Source organism: Xanthomonas populi (assembly GCF_002940065.1).
In the GTDB taxonomy this organism is placed as follows: domain Bacteria; phylum Pseudomonadota; class Gammaproteobacteria; order Xanthomonadales; family Xanthomonadaceae; genus Xanthomonas; species Xanthomonas populi.
In genome coordinates this window covers 47,228-64,262 of the sequence record NZ_MDEJ01000005.1, presented here as the reverse complement: position 1 = coordinate 64,262, position 17,035 = coordinate 47,228, and the positions used below count along the sequence as shown (strand labels likewise).

Sequence of the window (17,035 nt, the reverse complement as noted above, 5' to 3'; positions counted from 1 at the left end):
ATCATGTCTGTCGTTCTCCGCTGGCAGGGCGTCAAGTCAATGATGGCAGATTGCTGGGGTTTTTAGAGGCTCCTTTAAGTTTTTTCTTTGATGGTTTCGGATATAGCGATAAATCCGGACCGGCAAGCAATATAGCTAAGTTATACGCAGCTTTAATAGATGATGTTGACAAAAGTGCACGTCGCTTTTACTACTCAGGCCTTGGCGCAGAGTTCGACCCCGAGAACGCTGCACTTGCAGCGGCCCTGGGTGACAAGGCCGGCACGGAGATCGAGGACAAGGTCAGCTCCGCACCGAAGGATATCGCCAAGGGCGCGGTGCTGGATGTCTGGAAGGAAAGCGAACGGCTGAGTGACAAGTCCTACGCGCATCGTGCGGTCTGGACCGCTGGCGAGGTGGTAGATCGCGCGAAGAAGCAAGGAAAGCAGATTGTCAAAACGGTCCAGAAGCCCGTTACCACAGTGGCTAAGCAAGGCTGGAAAACATTGCGCAAGGAATGGCGTGCGCTCTGGAAAGAGGTAGTCAGGCACCCGTGGCGCGCAGCCAAGGATGCTGGCGCGGCCGTGGCCAAGAATACCGCTGGCTATGCGGCTGAAAGCCTCGGACTGATCCGCGACTCGACCCTCGGTGCGGCGCTGTTAAACACGGGCGTGGATACCCGTTTGAAGTCGGCGGAGACCGATTTCAAGGCCGCGTTCGCATTGGCCAAGGCCAAGCTGCCGGTGCACAGGGTCAACGTGGCGATCTTTGGCTACGACATGGGCGGCGGGATCGCGCTTGCGTTCAGCAAGCTGTTGATCGACGACATCTGCGCGAGTGGCCGCTACCAAGCGGTCGAGGTCAAGATCCGCTTTATGGGCCTGTTCGATTGCGTGACGAATCGCTACGACGATAACCTGCTGACCGGATTCATCCCGCTCAGCAACAAGGTGTCGTCGGAGATGACGTTGCTGCCCGAGGTCGAATGCTGCGTGCATTATGCGGCGGCGCATGAGCTGCGCTTCTACAAGCCATTGACGATGATCGGCGGCAGTCCGGGCGCAACTGGAAATCGTCAGGAGCTCTTGTTCCCGGGAAGCCAGGTGGACGTGGGTGGAGGTGCCGAAGCCCAGGAAGCGGGTGTGCTGGATGGACTTGCACGTTACCCGGTAGAGATGATGTACAACCGGGCTTACGGAGCTGGTATTCCGATGCCTAGTTTGACAGAGTTGAGAGGACTTAACCCGGGGCTGCATTCGCAACTGACATCGACTCCTGAAATTGACGAATTCCAGCGCCAATACAGACGAGCCGTTACTGCGCTTGTGGAGGATGTCAAAGAAATCAGCCCCGCAGTAATTCGCTTGAATCTGCCATACGTCTGCACCTACACCAAGCCCGGCCAACGCACCGCCGAGCAGGAAACCCAGTGTTATGTGCCGCCGGAGCCGCTGGTGGTGCGCTAGCTGCCCAAGGACATTCAGGAGCAGATGAAGGGGCATATGATCATCTACATCCAGTGGCTGCGGATGTGGTACGAGCAATTCGCCAAGACTGCCAATGAACAAACGGGCTCTTGGTTGCTGGGTGCCCCCAAATACCCTGCCGCCAAAGGCCGGTATGACAAGATCGCAGCCGAACTGAGGTACCTCGAACGCAACGCGCGTTCGGTGGATAGCTTCGACATGCAACAGGCAAAGAAACAGCTCGACGGAGAGGTCGCCTCCAATCTCTTTGTCACCGATCCGCAAGGCCAAGCGCTTTATTGGATATGGAACAACCCTGGCAAGCGACTGCCAGCGGTGGAGGCGCTGTATGGTGGATTTCTTGAATATGTCCACGACAGCATGGCAGAGAGCAGCCTTGAGGGTGCGTACGGGTCGTTCGTCGCATCCAAGCACTATCTGAACCGCCGTCCGATGCAGAAGATCGAGACCAAGCCCGACAAGAGTTTCTTGGGGGATTTATGGGAATCCTATAAAGGCCTCTACAAATAGTTTGCAGTGGAGCCAATATATTGCAGCGCCGCCAGCGCCCGCAGCCTGAGCCTGCGCCCGGCCGGCGCCGAGGGCACGCCGCTGGGCGACATCGGCGCCGAGGACGTGGACACCGCCGGCCCGTACGGCTGGCAGGACAGAATGCGCGGCCAGCGCCGCGCGCAGCAGCAGCTGGATGCGCAACGATGGTGAGTGCAGCGGCGCGTCGTGCGCTGGTGCGCGAGTGGATTGGGTGCGGTGCCAGCGAGCGTCGCGCCCTTGCAGCGATCGGCATGAGCGCCAGTGCGCTGCGCTACTGCCCACGCGAAGATCGCAATGGCGAACTGCGCGAGCGCATTGTTGCGTTGGCGCATCGCCATCGCCGTTATGGCGCGGGGATGATCTATTTCAAACTGCGCCAGGAAGGACGCCTCGTGAACTACACGCGTGTAGAGCGGCTGTACCGCGAGCAGCAGCTGCAAGTCCGGCGCCGCAAACGCAAGAAGGTACCCCTGGGCGAGCGCCAGCCGCTGCTGCGGCCAGCGCAGGCTAACCAGGTGTGGTCGATGGACGTCGTGTTCGACCGCACTGCCTAAGGACGAGTCATCAAGTGCCTGGTGATCGTGGATGATGCACCACACGAAGCGCTCGCCCTCGACGTGGAGCGCGTGATTCTCTGGCGACGGGGTGACGCGCGTACTCGACCGGCTTGCCATCAGACGTGGGTTGCCGCAAGTGATCCGCACTGACAACGGCAGGTAGGTGCACGGCAAGGCGATGGTCGCCTGGGCACATGCCCGTGGCGTACAGTGACGGCTGATCCAGCCGGGCAAACCGAACCAGAACGCCCACGTCGAATCGTTCAACGGCCGGCTACACGACGCATGCCTCAACGAGCACTGGTTCCCAACGTTGTTGCATGCGCGCACCGAGATCGCGCGCTGGCGACGCGAAGACAGCGAAGACCGGCCCAAGAACGCACTCGGCGGCATTGCACCTGCTGCTTATGCCCAAGATCTGGCCAACACCGCAATCGTTCCCCCCGGACTCTAAACCTGACCGCTACTCAGGGCGGGGGAACGTCGGCTCTTACCCGCATCCGCCCCGTCGCGGCACCTTTTCCCGGCGGGAGAAAGCAATACGCTGCACTTCTTGTTGCGCGGCTTGGCGTCTTACGCGGCTTGCGGCACGCGCAACGAGCGCACCAGGCCACCGATGTCCACGATCAGCGAAACCCGACCATCGCCAAGGATGGTGGCGCCAGAGACGCCCGGGATACGCCGATAGTTGTTTTCGATGTTCTTGACCACGACCTGCTGCTGGCCGAGCAATTCGTCCACTTCCAGCGCGATCTTCTGGCCGTCGCCTTCGACCACCACCACCAACGGTTCCTGCGAAGACTGCTGCCCGCCGAAGCCGTAGTAATTGGTGAGCGAAAGTATCGGCAGATACTCGCCACGCACCCGCAACACACGGCCGTCGCCAGCCATCGAGCGGATATCTTCCGGCGCCGGTTGCAGTGCTTCCAGCAAATAGGCCAGCGGCAGGATCAAGGTTTCGCCAGCCACCGAGACGGTCATGCCGTCGAGAATGGCCAGGGTCAGCGGCAGACGGATCAACACGCGGGTCCCGCTGCCGGCGTTGCTTTCCAGCTGCACTTCGCCACCCAGGCCCTGGATGTTACGGCGAACCACGTCCATGCCCACGCCACGACCGGAGAGATCGGTCACCGCATCGGCGGTGGAGAACCCCGGTGCGAAGATCAGATCCCACACCTGCGCATCGGTCGGGTTGTCCGGCACGGCAATGCCGCGTTCGGCCGCTTTTTCCAGGATCTTGGCGCGATTGAGGCCGCGGCCGTCGTCGCTGACTTCGATCACGATGTGACCACCCTGGTGCGAGGCAGCCAGCGTGATGGTGCCGGTCTCGTCCTTGCCGGAGGCGCGACGATCCTCGGGCATTTCCAGACCGTGGTCGATCGAGTTGCGCACCAGGTGCACCAGCGGATCGGCAATTTTTTCGATCAGGCCCTTGTCCAGCTCCGTGCCTTCGCCAATGGTGCGCAGACGCACCTGCTTGCCGAGGCGGCTGGAGAGGTCGCGTACCAGACGTGGGAAGCGGCGGAACACCGCATCGACGGGGAGCATGCGCACGCCGATGACCGCTTCCTGCAGATCGCGCGTGTTGCGTTCCAGCAGATCCAGACCTGCGAACAACTGTTCGGCATGCGCCGGATCCAGACCGGCAGACACCTGCTTGAGCATAGCCTGGGTAATGACCAATTCGCCGACCAGGTTGATCAGTGCATCGACCTTGTCGACGCTAACGCGGATGGAGCTCTCGGCTTCGGCAGCGGCGGCCTTGGCAGGCGTGGCAGCGGCGGCGGCAGGTTCTGCAGCGGCGGTCGGTGCAACCGCGACGGCGGCAGGGTCAGCTGCATCGACCGCCAGGCTCGGCGGTGGCCCGGGTACCGCCATCGGGCGGATATCCAGCTCGCAATCGTCCACCACCCAGGCAAAGGTGTCTTCGATCTTGCTGCGCGGAATCTTGCCGATCAGGCCCAGATCCCACGCCAGATAGGCTTCCAGCGGGTCGATGTTTTCAAAGCCGGGCATGCGCTGCAGACGTGCGGCGATCTGCAACGGGCCTAGATGCTCGAGCTCGCGGATGATGCGCAGCGGGTCGTTGCCGCTCATGAACAGCGACGGCGCCGGGGTAAAGCCGATGTGCCAGGCTTCGGGTTCTTCTTCCTTCGGCTTGGCAACGACTGCAGCCACCGGTGCTTCGCCAGCCAGCACCGCGTTCAAGCGGGTGTGCACGGCCTTGACCGCAGCCGGGTCGGCCGGGGTGCCGTGTTCGGCTTCGCGCAGCAGGGCGCGCAGCACGTCGACCGAGCCCAGCATGGCATCGACCGCGTTGGGGTCGAGCTGTCGCTTGTTGGAGCGCAGTTCGTCCAGCAGCGTCTCCAGCACGTGGGTCAGGCCGGCGACGGCCTCGAATCCGAAGGTGGCAGCGCCGCCCTTGATCGAGTGCGCGGCGCGGAACACCGAGTTGATGATTTCCGGGTCGCGGTTGCCCTCTTCAAGGGAAAGCAGTCCGGCCTCCATCGCGTCGAGCCCTTCACGGCTTTCCTCGAAAAAGGTGGCGTGGAAACGTTGCAGGTCCATGCTCATGGGTGCGAAATCCGATCGTGAAGCGAGAGAGAATTAACCCAGAACTTTCTGGACGGTGGCGATCAGCTGTTCTGGATTGAACGGCTTGACCAGCCAGCCGGTGGCACCGGCAGCTTTGCCTTCGGACTTTTTGTCGGCCGCCGATTCGGTGGTGAGCATCAGCATCGGGGTGAACTTGTAGTCCGGCAGCTGACGCAGTTCGCGGATCAGCGAGATGCCGTCCATGTTGGGCATATTCACGTCGGTCACCACCGCATTGAAGCGCTGGCCCTTCGCGCGGCCCAGCGCAACGGCGCCGTCTTCGGCTTCTTCGACGGCAAAGCCGGCAGAGGTGAGGGCGAAAGAGACCATCTGGCGCATTGACGCCGAATCGTCCACCACCAAGATACGTGCGCTCATGCGGCGTTCTCCACAGATTTCAGGTTGTCATTGGATGCGGAAAGTCCGAGCGCGTCGGTGACGCCGAGCAGACGGACCGCATCTCTAAAAGTGTCGTTGCAGCCATCGAACTCGGTGCTCAACCCGGCCTGGCGGCGGGCCTGCACGAAGGCGCAGAGCAACTGCACGCTGGCGGTATGGATGCGGCGGACTTCACCGGCGTCAAGCACCAGTTCGCCATCCTCCGCGAGGACTGCGGCCAGCTTCTGCTTGAGGTCGGTGCTGGTCTCGATGCCGAGATCCTCACCCAATATCACTGTGCTCATTGCTGCTCCGAACGGACGGTTCTATGCGTACTAACGGCGGGGGGCGGGAAAGCTTTAACGTTGGATCGGTGTGCGTGCATGTGCGCGTCAGCGATGCGATGCATCAATGCAGCAGATGGCTGGCATCGAGCAGGATCATGGGTTGATGGCCCAGACGTGCGACGCCGCGGAACAGGTTGTTGGAAATGCGGCACAGGCGTGCGTTGTCCGGTGGCTCGATCTGCTGATCGGTGAGGCTGGTGACGTCTTCCACCGCCGACACGCGCAGGCCCATGGTTTCGCCGTTTTCTTCCAGCACCACCACGCGTGTGTGCAGATCCATGTCCACGGCGCAAGCACCCAGATGGATCCCCAGATCCATGACCGGCACCACCTGGCCGCGTAGATTCATGATGCCGAGCATCGCGCTAGCGGTACCGCGCAATGGCAGCAATGGCACCGGCAATACGACTTCCTGCACCTTGAGCAATTCAAGCGCATAGGTCTGTTCGCCGCAGCGCAGGCGCAGCCAACGCGTACTGCGTTCGCTTGCGCGTCGTTCGGCATGGATGCGTTCGGCCTGGCCGGGCGCCAACAGCGCTTGCAGGCCTTGCGCATAGGCCGGTGCCGGTGGCGCGCGGTGCGGCGCCATCGGTGCTGGCGCCGGGCGCGCAGGTGTCGGCGGTGCCGGTGCCGGTGCGGTAAGGCCGAACGCCGGGTCCGCATCCATCTTCGACAACAGGTCGGCAGCCAGCAGATCGACGCTGGAAACCGCAGTGCCGAAGGCCGGGTCTGCGTCCATTTCGGCCATCAGATCGGCCGTGCTCATGAACGGGCTGGGCGCGGCCGTGGCGAATGCCGGGTCGGCGTCCATCTCTGCGAGAAAATCGGCGGCGATGTCTACAGCGCTTGGCGCGGCAACCACGGGCGGACCGAAGGCCGGGTCGGCGTCCATTTCGGCGAGGAAATCGGCGGCGATGTCTGCAGCGCTCGGTGCGGCCGGTGCGGCAACGACTGGCGGACCGAAGGCCGGGTCGGAATCCATTTCAGCCAGAAAATCGGCGGCAATCGCTTCGGCACTGAACACGGCGGTCATGACTTGCGGCGCAGCGGCGAGCTGCACAGGCGGCTCTGCCAGCGCGACATCCGCGTCGGCAAGCGCCGTTGCAGCGGCGATGTTGGCCGTGGCGACGTCGGCAGTGACGGCAGCGGGGATCTCTACGCCGGCATCGTGCAGCAGGCCTTCCAGATAATCGTCGAGCTCACCGTTGGCGGTGTGGTTGCTCATGCGGCTTGCTCCATGGGCAGCGCGTCATCGGCCAGCACCCATTCCAGCGCGCGGCGATAGGCAGACAGGCCGCGGCCCTGATAGTCGCTGCCGGTGGCGGGAACGGTCAGCGCAGCGGCGTTACAGATACGGGTATCCACCGGCACCGCGTCTTCCCAGACGACTGCGCCGTAGGTGGCCTGCATTTCCTTGAGCGTGTCGGTGCCGGCGCGGGTGCGGCGGTCGAACAGGGTCGGCAGGATCGACACCGGCAACGGGCGGCGACGCGAGCGCTGCACCATATCGGCGGTGCGCACCATGCTGGCCAGGCCATGCAGGGCCAGCGGCTCGGCCTGGGTTGGCACCACCACGCGGTCGCAGGCAGCCAGGGCATTGATCATCAGCAGGCCGAGCGTGGGCGGGCAGTCCAACAGAATGTAGTCGTGCTGGCCGGCATGGCGGCTCATCGCGTTCTGCAATGCCAGGCCCAGGCCGGGCTGGTTGGCGCTGCGGCGTTCCAGCGTGGCCAGTGCGGCTTGCGCGCACACATAGGACAAGCCGGGGATGGCGCTTTCGTGCAATAGGCTGGCCAGGTCGCTCGGCGGGGTGCCGAACAGCTCCAGTACCCCGCGCGGCGGCGGGTCCACCGCCACGCCGAACGCGCGGGTGAGCGATGAGTGCGGATCGAGGTCGACCAACAGCACCCGGTGCCCGAGCGCGGCCAGACCACGACCCAGTGCCAGCGTCGTGGTGGTCTTGCCCACGCCGCCCTTTTGGTTGGCGATTGCCCAGATACGCATCTCACTGCACTCCTTGATTTACGGCGGGGACGGAATTTGTGCCGCTTTCGGTGGTGACGGCCGTTTGTCCGCCGTCAGACTTGGGAAGCTTGGGCGCCCCGGCGGCGGTCGCATGCATCTGCGATGGCGGATCGGGTGCGAGTGAGCCAGCCGAATCAGCGAGGATGATCAGCACCACGCGCCGGTTCGCATTCCGTCCCGCCTCAGTGCTGTTATCGGCACGTGCGCGGAATTCTCCATAGCCCACCATCGCCAATCGCTGCGGGGCGACGCCGTCGTCGGCAAACAAGTGCACCACGCTGGCGGCGCGCGCGGCCGACAGTTCCCAGTTGGAGGGAAACTGTGCGGTTGCGATCGGCTGGTTATCGGTATAGCCCTCCACACGCACGCCGTTGGGCGCATCGCGCAAGACGGAGGCGAGGGTAGACAGCGTGTCGCGGGCAGTGCTGGCCAATGCGGCCGAGCCGGTGCCGAACAGGATGTCGCTGTTGATCTCCACTTCGATCCACAGATCGTTGCGGCGGATGGTGATGAGTCTCTTGTCGATCAGCGGCGACAGCGTCTTGCTCAGCTGCTGGGCGACCGCATCCATCTGCCGCTGCGCGCGCGCCAGTTCGCTCTGGTTGCGCAACGACACCGGCATGCGCATCTGCGCGGCCATGGACGGCAGCAGGGTGGGGTCGGTGGGGCCGTTGGAGGCTGCCATCGGCGTGCCGGCCTTGGTCACCCCAGCGTTGATCACAGATGGGCGGTTGTAGTCCGCGCCCAGGGTCTGGGTCTTGCCGATCTGCACCGGGCTTGCGGCGTTGGACGAGCCACCGAACGCGCTGGTCAACGCCTGTGCCACGACCTTGTACTTGCTCTGGTTGAGTGAGGAAATGGCGTACATCACCACGAAGAACGCCAGCAGTAGCGTCATCAGATCGGCATACGGAATCGCCCACGCTTCGTGGTTGCCATGGTCTTCGTGATGTTTGCGACGGCGTGCCATGACGAGTTTAATGCAAGTATCCGGCCAATTTCGACTCGATGTTGCGCGGGTTCTCGCCCTGGGCGATCGCGATCAAGCCTTCGATCACCATTTCGCGCTCGGTCGTGCTGCAATGGATGACGCTCTTGAGCTTGACGGCGACCGGGAGAAACAACAGATTGGCCGAGGCGATGCCGTAGATGGTGGCGGTGAATGCCGCCGCGATGCCGTGGCCGAGCATGGCCGGGTCGGCCAGATTCTTCATCACCGCCATCAGCCCCAGCACCGCGCCGATGATGCCCAGCGTGGGCGCGTAGATGCCCATGCCTTCGAACACCTTGGCGGCGGCAAGATCCTGACGCTCCTGGTTGTCCACTTCGATTTCAAGCATATGCCGCATGGATTCGGGTTCCACGCCATCGACCAGCATCTGCAGGCCCTTGCGCAAAAATGCGTCGTCCTGTCGCGGGAGCTGATCTTCCAGGCCCAGCAGGCCCTGGCGACGCGCGATGTTGCTCCATTCGACGATGCGCGAGAGCAACTGCGGGCGGTCGCTGGCCGGCGGCTGGATCACCCAGCGCAGGATCTTGAAGGCGCGCCGGAAAACTGCCGGCGAGGTATGCAGCAGGATTGCCGCCACGGTGCCGACGATCACGATCAGGAAGGCAGCCGGCGACCACAGCGACGAAATACCGGCGCCTTTCAATACGCTACCGCCCACGATCGCCACGATCGCGAGCAGCAGTCCGATAATGCTGAGTCTGTCCATGCAAGCGGTATCGGCCCAAGCGCGGCGGACTTGATAGGCGCGCTTGGTTGAAGCGCCAGAAAGTTGTCGTTTGGGGCTGAAGGCCCATTTCCTGCTGGCTTAAAGCCCCTCTCCCGCCGGGAGAGGGGTTGGGGTGAGGGTACGGTTTTTCAGGGTACGACCAGGCCCTCGCCTGCGAGTCCCCGGCTTCGGTAAGCGGCGGCAGCCCGGCCGGGGATCGGCTCCTCGGCTCGGTCAGACATCCTGTCTGACTCGCCGCGCGGCACATCCGTGTGCCGCTCTCTGCCAATCCCCGGCCACGCTACCGCATCGGTACGTTGTTGCTGTGACTTCGAAAAGGCATGAACGCGGTAATGAAGAAGTTGCCTGAAGCTCCTCTTCCCCCGGGCGAGGAGGCACAGCTTGCGCGGCATGGGCGCGCGTGCCTTGGAGCGCCCGGGGCGCGGAGCGGAGCGGGGGGGGGGGAGGGTACGGATCCCTTGCGGCATTATGCTCCGCGTAATATATTCCGTTTGACGTAATGAGGGTGATCAGGATGATCCAGTCGTTTCGATGCAAGCACACACGCGCCTTGTTCGAAGGCGCTAGCCTGCGGCAATTTCGGTCCATGCAGGCAGCGGCCGAACGGAAGCTGCAATTGCTGGATTCGGCGCAGACGCTGGAGTTCTTGCGCAGCCCGCCGGGCAATCGGCTTGAGCTGTTGGCGGGTACGCGTGCAGGTCAGCACAGCATCCGCATCAATGACCAATGGCGTGTGTGCTTTGTCTGGACTGACGCCGGCCCCGAGCACGTTGAGATTGTCGATTACCACTGAGGTGTTGCCATGCGACTCACCAACAAACTGCGCGCCATCCATCCTGGCGAAATCCTGCGGGAAGATTTCATGCTGCCGCTGGGGCTGACCATCAACGGCCTGGCGCGGGCGCTGGATGTACCGGCAACGCGCATCCACAGCATCGTGCATGGCGAGCGTGCCATCAGCGCCGATACCGCAGCGCGGCTTGCACGCCACTTCGGTGGCGATGCGGCGTCCTGGCTCGCGCTGCAGGCCACGTATGAACTCAAGACCTTGCCCAACCGCAGCGAGATCGAGCGCAACGTGCAGCCGCGTGTGGCGGCCTAGGTTCTCGGCGAGGCGACGCGTGGAAACGACAAAGGCCGCAATACGCAGCCGTTGTCATCAACTCATGCGACCAAGATCGTAATGACGATTCCCGATTCCCGATTCCCGATTCCCGATTTTCCCAATCCCGAATCCCGAATCCCAAACCTCAATGATCGCTGGAGCGCAATCCATCCACATCCAGGATCAGTGCCATGCGCCCATCCCCGATCAGGGTGGCGCCGGCGTAGCCGGGCAGGCCGCGCAGGGCGCGCGGTAGCGGTTTGATCACCACTTCCTCGCGGCCGCGGACCTGGTCCACCACCAGGCCGAAGCGGGTTTCGCCGGCCTGCAGCAGTACCACGGTCAGCAGCGGCGGTTGCTCGGCGGGCACGCCCAGCCAGCGGCGCAGGTCGATCAGCGGCAGGGTGTGCGAGCGACGGTCCAGCACGGCGCGGCCGTCGAACCAGCCCAGCGAGGTCTGTGGTGCATGCAGCACTTCGACCACGCGGGCCAGCGGCAAGGCATAGACCGCTTCGCCGGCCTGCACCAGCAGGGTCGGCAGGATCGCCAGGGTCAGCGGCACGCGGATCATGAAGCGGCTGCCGCGGCCCAGTTCCGACTGGATCTGGATCTGCCCGCTCAGTTCGCGGATGCGCGATTGCACCACGTCCATGCCCACGCCACGGCCGGAGATGTCGGTGACTTCGGCCTTGGTTGAAAAGCCCGGCATGAAGATCAGATGCAGGCACTCGTCGGTGCTCAGACGGGCAGCGGCTTCGGCGTCGATCAGGCCCTTGTTGCGAGCGATTTCGCGCAGGCGCTCGGGGTCGATGCCGGCGCCGTCGTCCTGAATTTCGATGCTGACGTAGTCGCCTTCCTGCTGTGCGGACAGGCGCACATGACCACTGCGCGGTTTTCCGGTGGCTTCGCGCAGGGCAGGGGACTCGATGCCGTGGTCGATCGCGTTGCGCACCAGATGCACCAGCGGATCGGCCAGGGCTTCGACCAGGTTACGGTCCAGTTCTGTCTCGGCGCCGATCAGCTCCAGCTCCACTTCCTTGGACAAGGTGCGCGCGACATCGCGGGCCACCTTGGGGAAGCGCGAGAACACCTTGCTGACCGGCTGCATGCGGGTGCGCATGACCGCGGTCTGCAATCGGGCGGTGGCGATATCGAGCACGCTGACCGCGCGGTCGAGTTCTTCATCGCGCAGACGGGTGCGCAGGGTCTTCAAGCGATTGCGCGAGAGCACCAGTTCGCCGATCAGGTTGACGATGGCGTCCAGCCGCTTGGTGTCCACACGCACGGTCTGTTCGGCTTCGGCACCTTTTGCAGCGGCCTTGGGCGCGGCCTTGGCGCCGGGCGCCGGTGCGTGTCCGCCGGCGTGGGCAACTGCGGCCACGGCGGCCACGGCGGCCAAAGCGGCTTTTGGTGCGGCCTTGACGGCCGGCGGGCCGCTTTTGGCATCGAACTGCGCAATCAGCGAGGCCGGTGCATGCGGTACGGTTTCGCCCGAGCCCATCGCATCGAGCATGGCCTGCAGATAATCCAGCGACTGCTGCGCAGCATCGAAGTGATGCGCCTGCAGCACCGCCTGGCCGGAGCGTGCCATGCCGAGCGTTTCTTCAGCGGCGTGGCACAGCTCAACCATGGGCTTGATCGCCAGAAAGCCGGCGCCGCCCTTGAGCGTGTGGAAACCGCGGAACACCGCGTTGAGCTGGTCGGCTTCGTCCGGTGCCTGTTCCAGCGCGACCAGCTGTTCGCCGAGGCGATCCAGAATTTCCTGGGCCTCGACGATGAAATCGGCAGCAATATCGTCTGGAACAGCGCTCATGGTTACAACCCCAATCCGGACAGCAGGTCATCGGCGTCGTCTTGCGACACCGCGTGACGGTCCAGGCCCTTGACTGCAGGACCGGCAAGACCGCCGTCGTCTTTCTTCGGCTCGGTGCTTTTCGGCGGTAGGCCGAGCGCACCGAAGCCTTCATGCACGCGCCGCACGATGCCGGCAACGCGACGGATGATCTGCCCGCTAAGGTCCTGGTAGCTCTGCGCCAGCGACAGTTCGGTCAGGTTGCGGCGCATCTTGTCCATCAGCGCGCCCTGGTCCTGATTGAGGCCGCCGTCGCGCAGCTGGTTGGCCAGCTCACGGCATTCTTCGACCAGATCCAGCGTGCGATGGCTGGCCTTTTCGGTCATTTCCACCACGTGGTCCAGGCGCGAACAGGCATCGTCCAGTTCGCCGGCTTCTTCGGGCACGGTGGGCAGTTCGCCCAGCGCCTGGCCGAGTTCGCGCGCGAGCCGGCTCAGGCCCTGCATCATCGGGCGGGTCCGCAAGGCGGCAAGGTGATCGACCTCGCGCTTCCATGCGGCTTCGTCACCGCTTTCCAGTGCATCGAGCGCGCCTTGCAGGCGTTCGATCAATGCGGCGCGTTCGGCGTTGGTCTCCATGGTGGCGTTCATCAGGCGTTCGCCGCCAGACGTTCGAACACCTTGCCCAGCTTTTCTTCCAGCGTCTGCGCGGTGAACGGCTTGATGATGTAGCCGTTCACGCCGCACTGGGCGGCTTCGATGATCTGCTCGCGCTTGGCTTCGGCGGTTACCATCATGACCGGCAGGTGCTTGAGCTTGGCGTCGGCGCGGATGTTGCGCAGCAGGTCGATACCGGTCATGCCGGGCATGTTCCAGTCGGTCACCACGAAATCGAACGGGCCGGCCCGCAAGGCAGCCAGTGCGCTGTTGCCGTCTTCGGCCTCCGCAGTATTGGTGAAGCCGAGATCCGCCAACAGATTCTTGACGATACGTCGCATCGTCGAAAAGTCGTCCACGATCAGAATCCGCATGTTCTTGTTCACATCAAGCTCCTAACACGAAAAAATTATTCGTCAATTTCGACACCGGCATCGGCCAGTTCGAAGACCTTGAGGCGGCCGCGCAGACGCACCACCGCCTGGCCATGGATCTGGCACACACGCGACTCGCTGACACCGAGCACGGCGCCGATTTCCTTCAGGTTCAATTCCTGTTCGTAATACAGCGACAGCACCAGCTGCTCGCGCTCGGGCAATTGACCGATGGCCTTGCCTAGCTCGCGGCCGAATTCGCCACGCTCCATCATTTGCTGCGGGTTGGGGCCACCTTTGGCGGTGGTGTCCAACTCGCCGTGATCTTCGATCCGCGACTCCAGGCTCAGCACCTGGCCGCGGGCGGCATCTTCCATCAGACGCAGGTAATCGGGCAGCGGCATTTCCATCGCAGCGGCCACTTCGGTGGCGGCGGCGGCGCGGCCGGTGTGCTGCTCGATCTTGCGTACTGCAGCGGCAGCGTCGCGGGCACGGCGGTGCACCGAGCGCGGCACCCAGTCGCCACGACGAATCTCGTCGATCATCGAGCCGCGGATACGGATCGAGGCGTAGGTCTCGAACGACGCGCCCTGCTCGGCGTCGTAACTGCGCGAGGCTTCGATCAGGCCCATCATGCCGGCCTGGATCAAATCGTCCACTTCCACGCTCGCCGGCAGGCGCGCGGCCAGATGGTGCGCGATGCGGCGAACAAGATCGGCGTGCTGGGTGACGATGTCGTTGGCGTTGTTGCGTTGCACTGCACGGTACTGCGCGGTGGCCGTGTTTGCGGTAGCGGTAGCGGTACTCATGCTGCAACCCCCCGTTGGATGATGCGTTCGACAAAGAATTCGACGTTGCCGCGGGGCACGCTCGGTGCCTGCCAGCGCGAGGTGCGGCGTGCGATTTCTGCAATGGCCTGCGCCGACGGACTGCTGGGGTAGGCCTTGATGACCGGTTGCTGACGCTGTACCGACAGACGCAGCCAGTCGTCCTGCGGCACGTGGCCGAGGTAGTTCAGCGACACGTCGCCGAGGAATTTTTCGCAGACCCGCGACAGCTTGTCGTACAGCAGGCGGCCTTCGTTGGGGTCGCGCACCATGTTGGCGATGATCTGCAGGCGGTCTACGCCACGTTCGCGCGAGAGCACCTTGATCAGCGCGTAGGCGTCGGTGATCGAAGCCGGTTCGTCGCAGACCACCACCACGGTGTCCTGGGCGGCCTGGCAGAAGGTCAGCACGCTGTCGGTGATGCCGGCGGCGGTGTCGATGACCATGATGTCCAGGTCGCGTTCCAGTTCGGAGAACACGTTGACCAGGCCGATGTGGTGCGCCGGGGCCAGTTCGGCCATGTGGCGGCGACCGGAGGCGGCCGGAACCACCAACACGCCGCCGGGGCCTTCGATGATGACTTCGTCCAGCGTGCAGCGGCCGGCGATCAGGTCGGCCAGGGTGAACTTGGGCGACAGGCCCAAGACCACGTCCAGGTTGGCCAGGCCAAGGTCGGCGTCGAGCAGCAGGGTGCGCTTGCCCATCTCGGCAAGGGCTACCGCCAGGTTGGCGGAGATATTGGTTTTACCCACGCCGCCCTTGCCACCGGTCACGGCAATGGTGCGTACCGGGCCCAAGGGCTCGGGACGGGTCGCCGTCAGGGGGAAGGCGTTGGTCAGCTTGGCGTATTCACGCGACTGCATGGTTGTACTCCGGAGTACAGGGCTTATCGGCAGCGCGCCGTAAATCTTCAAGACGAAGAACGAGACTGGCGGCATTGGCGCGGTGCAGGTCCTCGGGGACCCGCTGTCCGTCAGTCACCCAGGTGATGGGCAGTTGGTGGTCGACCACCACCGACAAGGCGCTGCCGAAGCGGCCGGTCTCGTCGAGTTTGGTCAGCACCACGCCTTGGGGTTTGGCGTGGGCGAAGCGGCGTACGACCTCGTCGAGGTCGGAAAAATGGGCGTTGGCGGGCAGCACCAGCAGCGAGGTGACCTGGTGTGCGGCGCGCAGCCAATTCAGCTCTGCGGCCAGGGCGCGGTCGCGCTGGCCCATGCCGGCGGTGTCGATCAGCACCAGCTTGTAGTCGCGCAGGCGCTCGAGCAGTTCCAGCAGGCTCTCGGCGCTGTCGGCCTCGTGCACCGCGATGCCGAGCTGCCGGCCGTAGCTGTGCAGCTGCTCGCGGCCGCCGACGCGCTGGGTGTCGGTGGTGACCAGCGCCACGTCGCGCGGGGCGTGCTGGGCGGCGAAGCGCTGGGCGAGCTTGGCGATGGTGGTGGTCTTGCCGGCGCCGGTCGGGCCGACCAGGGCGATCACCCCGCCACGTTCCAGCGGGTCGACCGGGGCCACTTGCAGACGCTTTGACAACAAGCCCAGCATCAGCCCGCGGCCGCGGTGCAATTCGGTATCGGCGGGGATCTGCAGGGCCACATCGCGGATCAGACCGGCGTCGAAGCCATAGTCGTCCATCAGCTCCAGGGCCTGCGCACGCACCGGGGAGCCACGCAGGCGCTCGTCGGTGAGGCGGTTCATTTCGCGCTCGATCATCTGACGCATCAGCGCCAGCTCACCGCGCAGCTGCTTGAGTTCTTCGTCGTTCTGCGGCAACGGTGCGGCGGCGACCGGCACGGCGGCCAGGGCGACCGGGGCGACCACCAGCGGCGGCAACGCGGCCGGCGGCAGGATCTGCGGCAGGGCGTCGTCCATGTCGAAGCTGGCGTCGTCCTGCTCGTCGTCGTCCTGCCCATAAGAGGCGTGAGTGACCAGAGCGGCGGCCATGATCGGCGTGCGTGCCTGCACCGGGGCAGCGTGCACCGGTGCCTGTACCGGCGCAGTGGTCAGGAAGTCGGCGAATAGTTGTTCCGGCACTGCCGACAGCGCGTGTTCCTGGCGCGGTGCGGCGGCAACCGCAAAGGCGTGGGCCAGCCCCTGGGCGGCAGCCGATGGGGCGCTGGCAGTCCGCACCGGTGCGGCGACTGCCGCCGGGCGTCGCACGTTGACCGGCTGGCGCAGCGCCATCGCGGCAATCATGTCGTCGGCAGCGCTGGCAACGCGCTGACGCTGGCTGCTGTCGGCGTCGCTGGCCGGCTTCAGCGGGGCGTGGACCGGCGCGGCCGGCCTGGCCGGGGTGTGCTGGACCGGCGCATGCTGGGCAGGCGCCTGTTCGATCTGTGCCGCAGCCGAGGTCTCGGAGCGCGCGGTTTCCAGAGCGCGCTGCACGAGTTCTTCGTCGTAGTTGCTGGCAGCGACGATCTCGATGCCTTCGGCGGTACGGCGGTTGGACAGGATCACGGCATCCGGACCGTGCTCTTCACGCACCATGCGGAATGCGGTGCGCATGTCCGGGGCAACGAAGCGTTTGATTTTCATGCGAAGTGCCTCCAAGAACGGGACCCGCAGGACGCCGGACGGGTGCGCGATGAATGTGGGTGTGTTGCCAGCGTCATGAGTTGCCTGTCCCGTTCGGTTGTTCCAAGTCCTGCT

17 protein-coding genes and 2 pseudogenes are annotated in these 17,035 nt (G+C 64.3%); 6 read left to right on the top strand and 13 right to left on the bottom strand.

The annotated features are described in order from the left end of the window. The 4 genes and pseudogenes from XpopCFBP1817_RS01760 to XpopCFBP1817_RS01745 all read left to right on the top strand — a co-directional run. The coding region (locus XpopCFBP1817_RS01760) for a phospholipase effector Tle1 domain-containing protein (RefSeq protein WP_208619527.1) at nt 1–1,445 on the top strand (1,445 nt) is incomplete at its 5' end. 36 nt (nt 1,446–1,481) lie between these two features. Next, entirely contained in the window at nt 1,482–1,976 is a 495-nt protein-coding gene (locus XpopCFBP1817_RS01755; protein WP_128415720.1) for a hypothetical protein, read from the top strand. Nucleotides 1,977–1,982: 6 nt separating this feature from the next. Beyond that, nucleotides 1,983–2,162: pseudogene (locus XpopCFBP1817_RS01750) on the top strand (hypothetical protein); the annotation flags it as partial. Beyond that, a pseudogene (locus XpopCFBP1817_RS01745) lies at nt 2,162–3,008 on the top strand (IS3 family transposase); the annotation flags it as partial. The pseudogenes XpopCFBP1817_RS01750 and XpopCFBP1817_RS01745, both read left to right, overlap by 1 nt. 119 nt (nt 3,009–3,127) lie before the next feature. Here XpopCFBP1817_RS01745 and XpopCFBP1817_RS01740 read toward each other — a convergent pair. From XpopCFBP1817_RS01740 to XpopCFBP1817_RS01710, 7 genes are all read right to left on the bottom strand, one after another. Then, nucleotides 3,128–5,128 (bottom strand): chemotaxis protein CheA, encoded by a 2,001-nt coding sequence (locus tag XpopCFBP1817_RS01740; RefSeq protein ID WP_128415719.1) that lies wholly within the window; start codon nt 5,126–5,128, stop codon nt 3,128–3,130. Nucleotides 5,129–5,161: 33 nt separating this feature from the next. After that, nucleotides 5,162–5,527: a response regulator gene (locus XpopCFBP1817_RS01735; protein WP_002806565.1), complete on the bottom strand. Its 366-nt coding sequence runs from the start codon at nt 5,525–5,527 to the stop codon at nt 5,162–5,164. Beyond that, a complete protein-coding gene (locus XpopCFBP1817_RS01730) occupies nt 5,524–5,832 on the bottom strand; it encodes an STAS domain-containing protein (protein WP_128415718.1) in 309 nt (102 codons plus the stop codon). The genes XpopCFBP1817_RS01735 and XpopCFBP1817_RS01730 overlap by 4 nt, the downstream gene beginning before the upstream one ends. A 103-nt stretch (nt 5,833–5,935) precedes the next feature. Then, nucleotides 5,936–7,099 carry a chemotaxis protein CheW gene (locus tag XpopCFBP1817_RS01725; RefSeq protein WP_128415717.1) on the bottom strand — a complete coding sequence of 388 codons (1,164 nt, stop codon included), beginning with the start codon at nt 7,097–7,099 and terminating at the stop codon, nt 5,936–5,938. Beyond that, entirely contained in the window at nt 7,096–7,878 is a 783-nt protein-coding gene (locus tag XpopCFBP1817_RS01720; RefSeq protein ID WP_128415716.1) for a ParA family protein, read from the bottom strand. Before XpopCFBP1817_RS01720 ends, XpopCFBP1817_RS01725 begins: the two co-directional genes overlap by 4 nt. A gap of 1 nt (nt 7,879) precedes the next feature. Beyond that, nucleotides 7,880–8,869 carry a flagellar motor protein MotD gene (gene motD, locus XpopCFBP1817_RS01715; RefSeq protein ID WP_128415715.1) on the bottom strand — a complete coding sequence of 330 codons (990 nt, stop codon included), beginning with the start codon at nt 8,867–8,869 and terminating at the stop codon, nt 7,880–7,882. 7 nt (nt 8,870–8,876) lie between these two features. Continuing rightward, a complete protein-coding gene (locus XpopCFBP1817_RS01710; protein WP_128415714.1) occupies nt 8,877–9,617 on the bottom strand; it encodes a flagellar motor protein in 741 nt (246 codons plus the stop codon). Nucleotides 9,618–10,152: 535 nt separating this feature from the next. Here XpopCFBP1817_RS01710 and XpopCFBP1817_RS01700 point away from each other — a divergent pair. Next, nucleotides 10,153–10,431, top strand: a complete 279-nt coding sequence (locus XpopCFBP1817_RS01700) for a type II toxin-antitoxin system RelE/ParE family toxin (protein ID WP_128415712.1) — start codon at nt 10,153–10,155, stop codon at nt 10,429–10,431. Between the two features lie 9 nt (nt 10,432–10,440). After that, complete coding sequence (locus XpopCFBP1817_RS01695; RefSeq protein ID WP_023903908.1) at nt 10,441–10,740, top strand: HigA family addiction module antitoxin; 300 nt, start codon at nt 10,441–10,443, stop codon at nt 10,738–10,740. Nucleotides 10,741–10,888: 148 nt separating this feature from the next. Here XpopCFBP1817_RS01695 and XpopCFBP1817_RS01690 read toward each other — a convergent pair whose 3' ends face one another. From XpopCFBP1817_RS01690 to flhF, 6 genes are read right to left on the bottom strand one after another with little or no spacing between them, the layout of a single operon-like run. Next, nucleotides 10,889–12,556, bottom strand: a complete 1,668-nt coding sequence (locus tag XpopCFBP1817_RS01690; protein ID WP_128415711.1) for a chemotaxis protein CheA — start codon at nt 12,554–12,556, stop codon at nt 10,889–10,891. Nucleotides 12,557–12,558: 2 nt separating this feature from the next. Further along, the gene (locus XpopCFBP1817_RS01685) at nt 12,559–13,185 is read right to left on the bottom strand and encodes a protein phosphatase CheZ (RefSeq protein WP_128415710.1); all 627 of its coding nucleotides are present in this window, start codon (nt 13,183–13,185) and stop codon (nt 12,559–12,561) included. Beyond that, nucleotides 13,185–13,577: a chemotaxis response regulator CheY gene (cheY, locus tag XpopCFBP1817_RS01680; RefSeq protein ID WP_167393784.1), complete on the bottom strand. Its 393-nt coding sequence runs from the start codon at nt 13,575–13,577 to the stop codon at nt 13,185–13,187. Before cheY ends, XpopCFBP1817_RS01685 begins: the two co-directional genes overlap by 1 nt. A 23-nt stretch (nt 13,578–13,600) precedes the next feature. Next, complete coding sequence (locus XpopCFBP1817_RS01675; RefSeq protein WP_128415709.1) at nt 13,601–14,374, bottom strand: RNA polymerase sigma factor FliA; 774 nt, start codon at nt 14,372–14,374, stop codon at nt 13,601–13,603. Then, entirely contained in the window at nt 14,371–15,255 is an 885-nt protein-coding gene (locus tag XpopCFBP1817_RS01670) for a MinD/ParA family protein (protein WP_128415708.1), read from the bottom strand. The genes XpopCFBP1817_RS01675 and XpopCFBP1817_RS01670 overlap by 4 nt, the downstream gene beginning before the upstream one ends. After that, a complete protein-coding gene (gene flhF, locus XpopCFBP1817_RS01665; protein WP_128415707.1) occupies nt 15,242–16,921 on the bottom strand; it encodes a flagellar biosynthesis GTPase FlhF in 1,680 nt (559 codons plus the stop codon). The genes XpopCFBP1817_RS01670 and flhF overlap by 14 nt, the downstream gene beginning before the upstream one ends. Between the last annotated feature and the right edge of the window lie 114 nt (nt 16,922–17,035).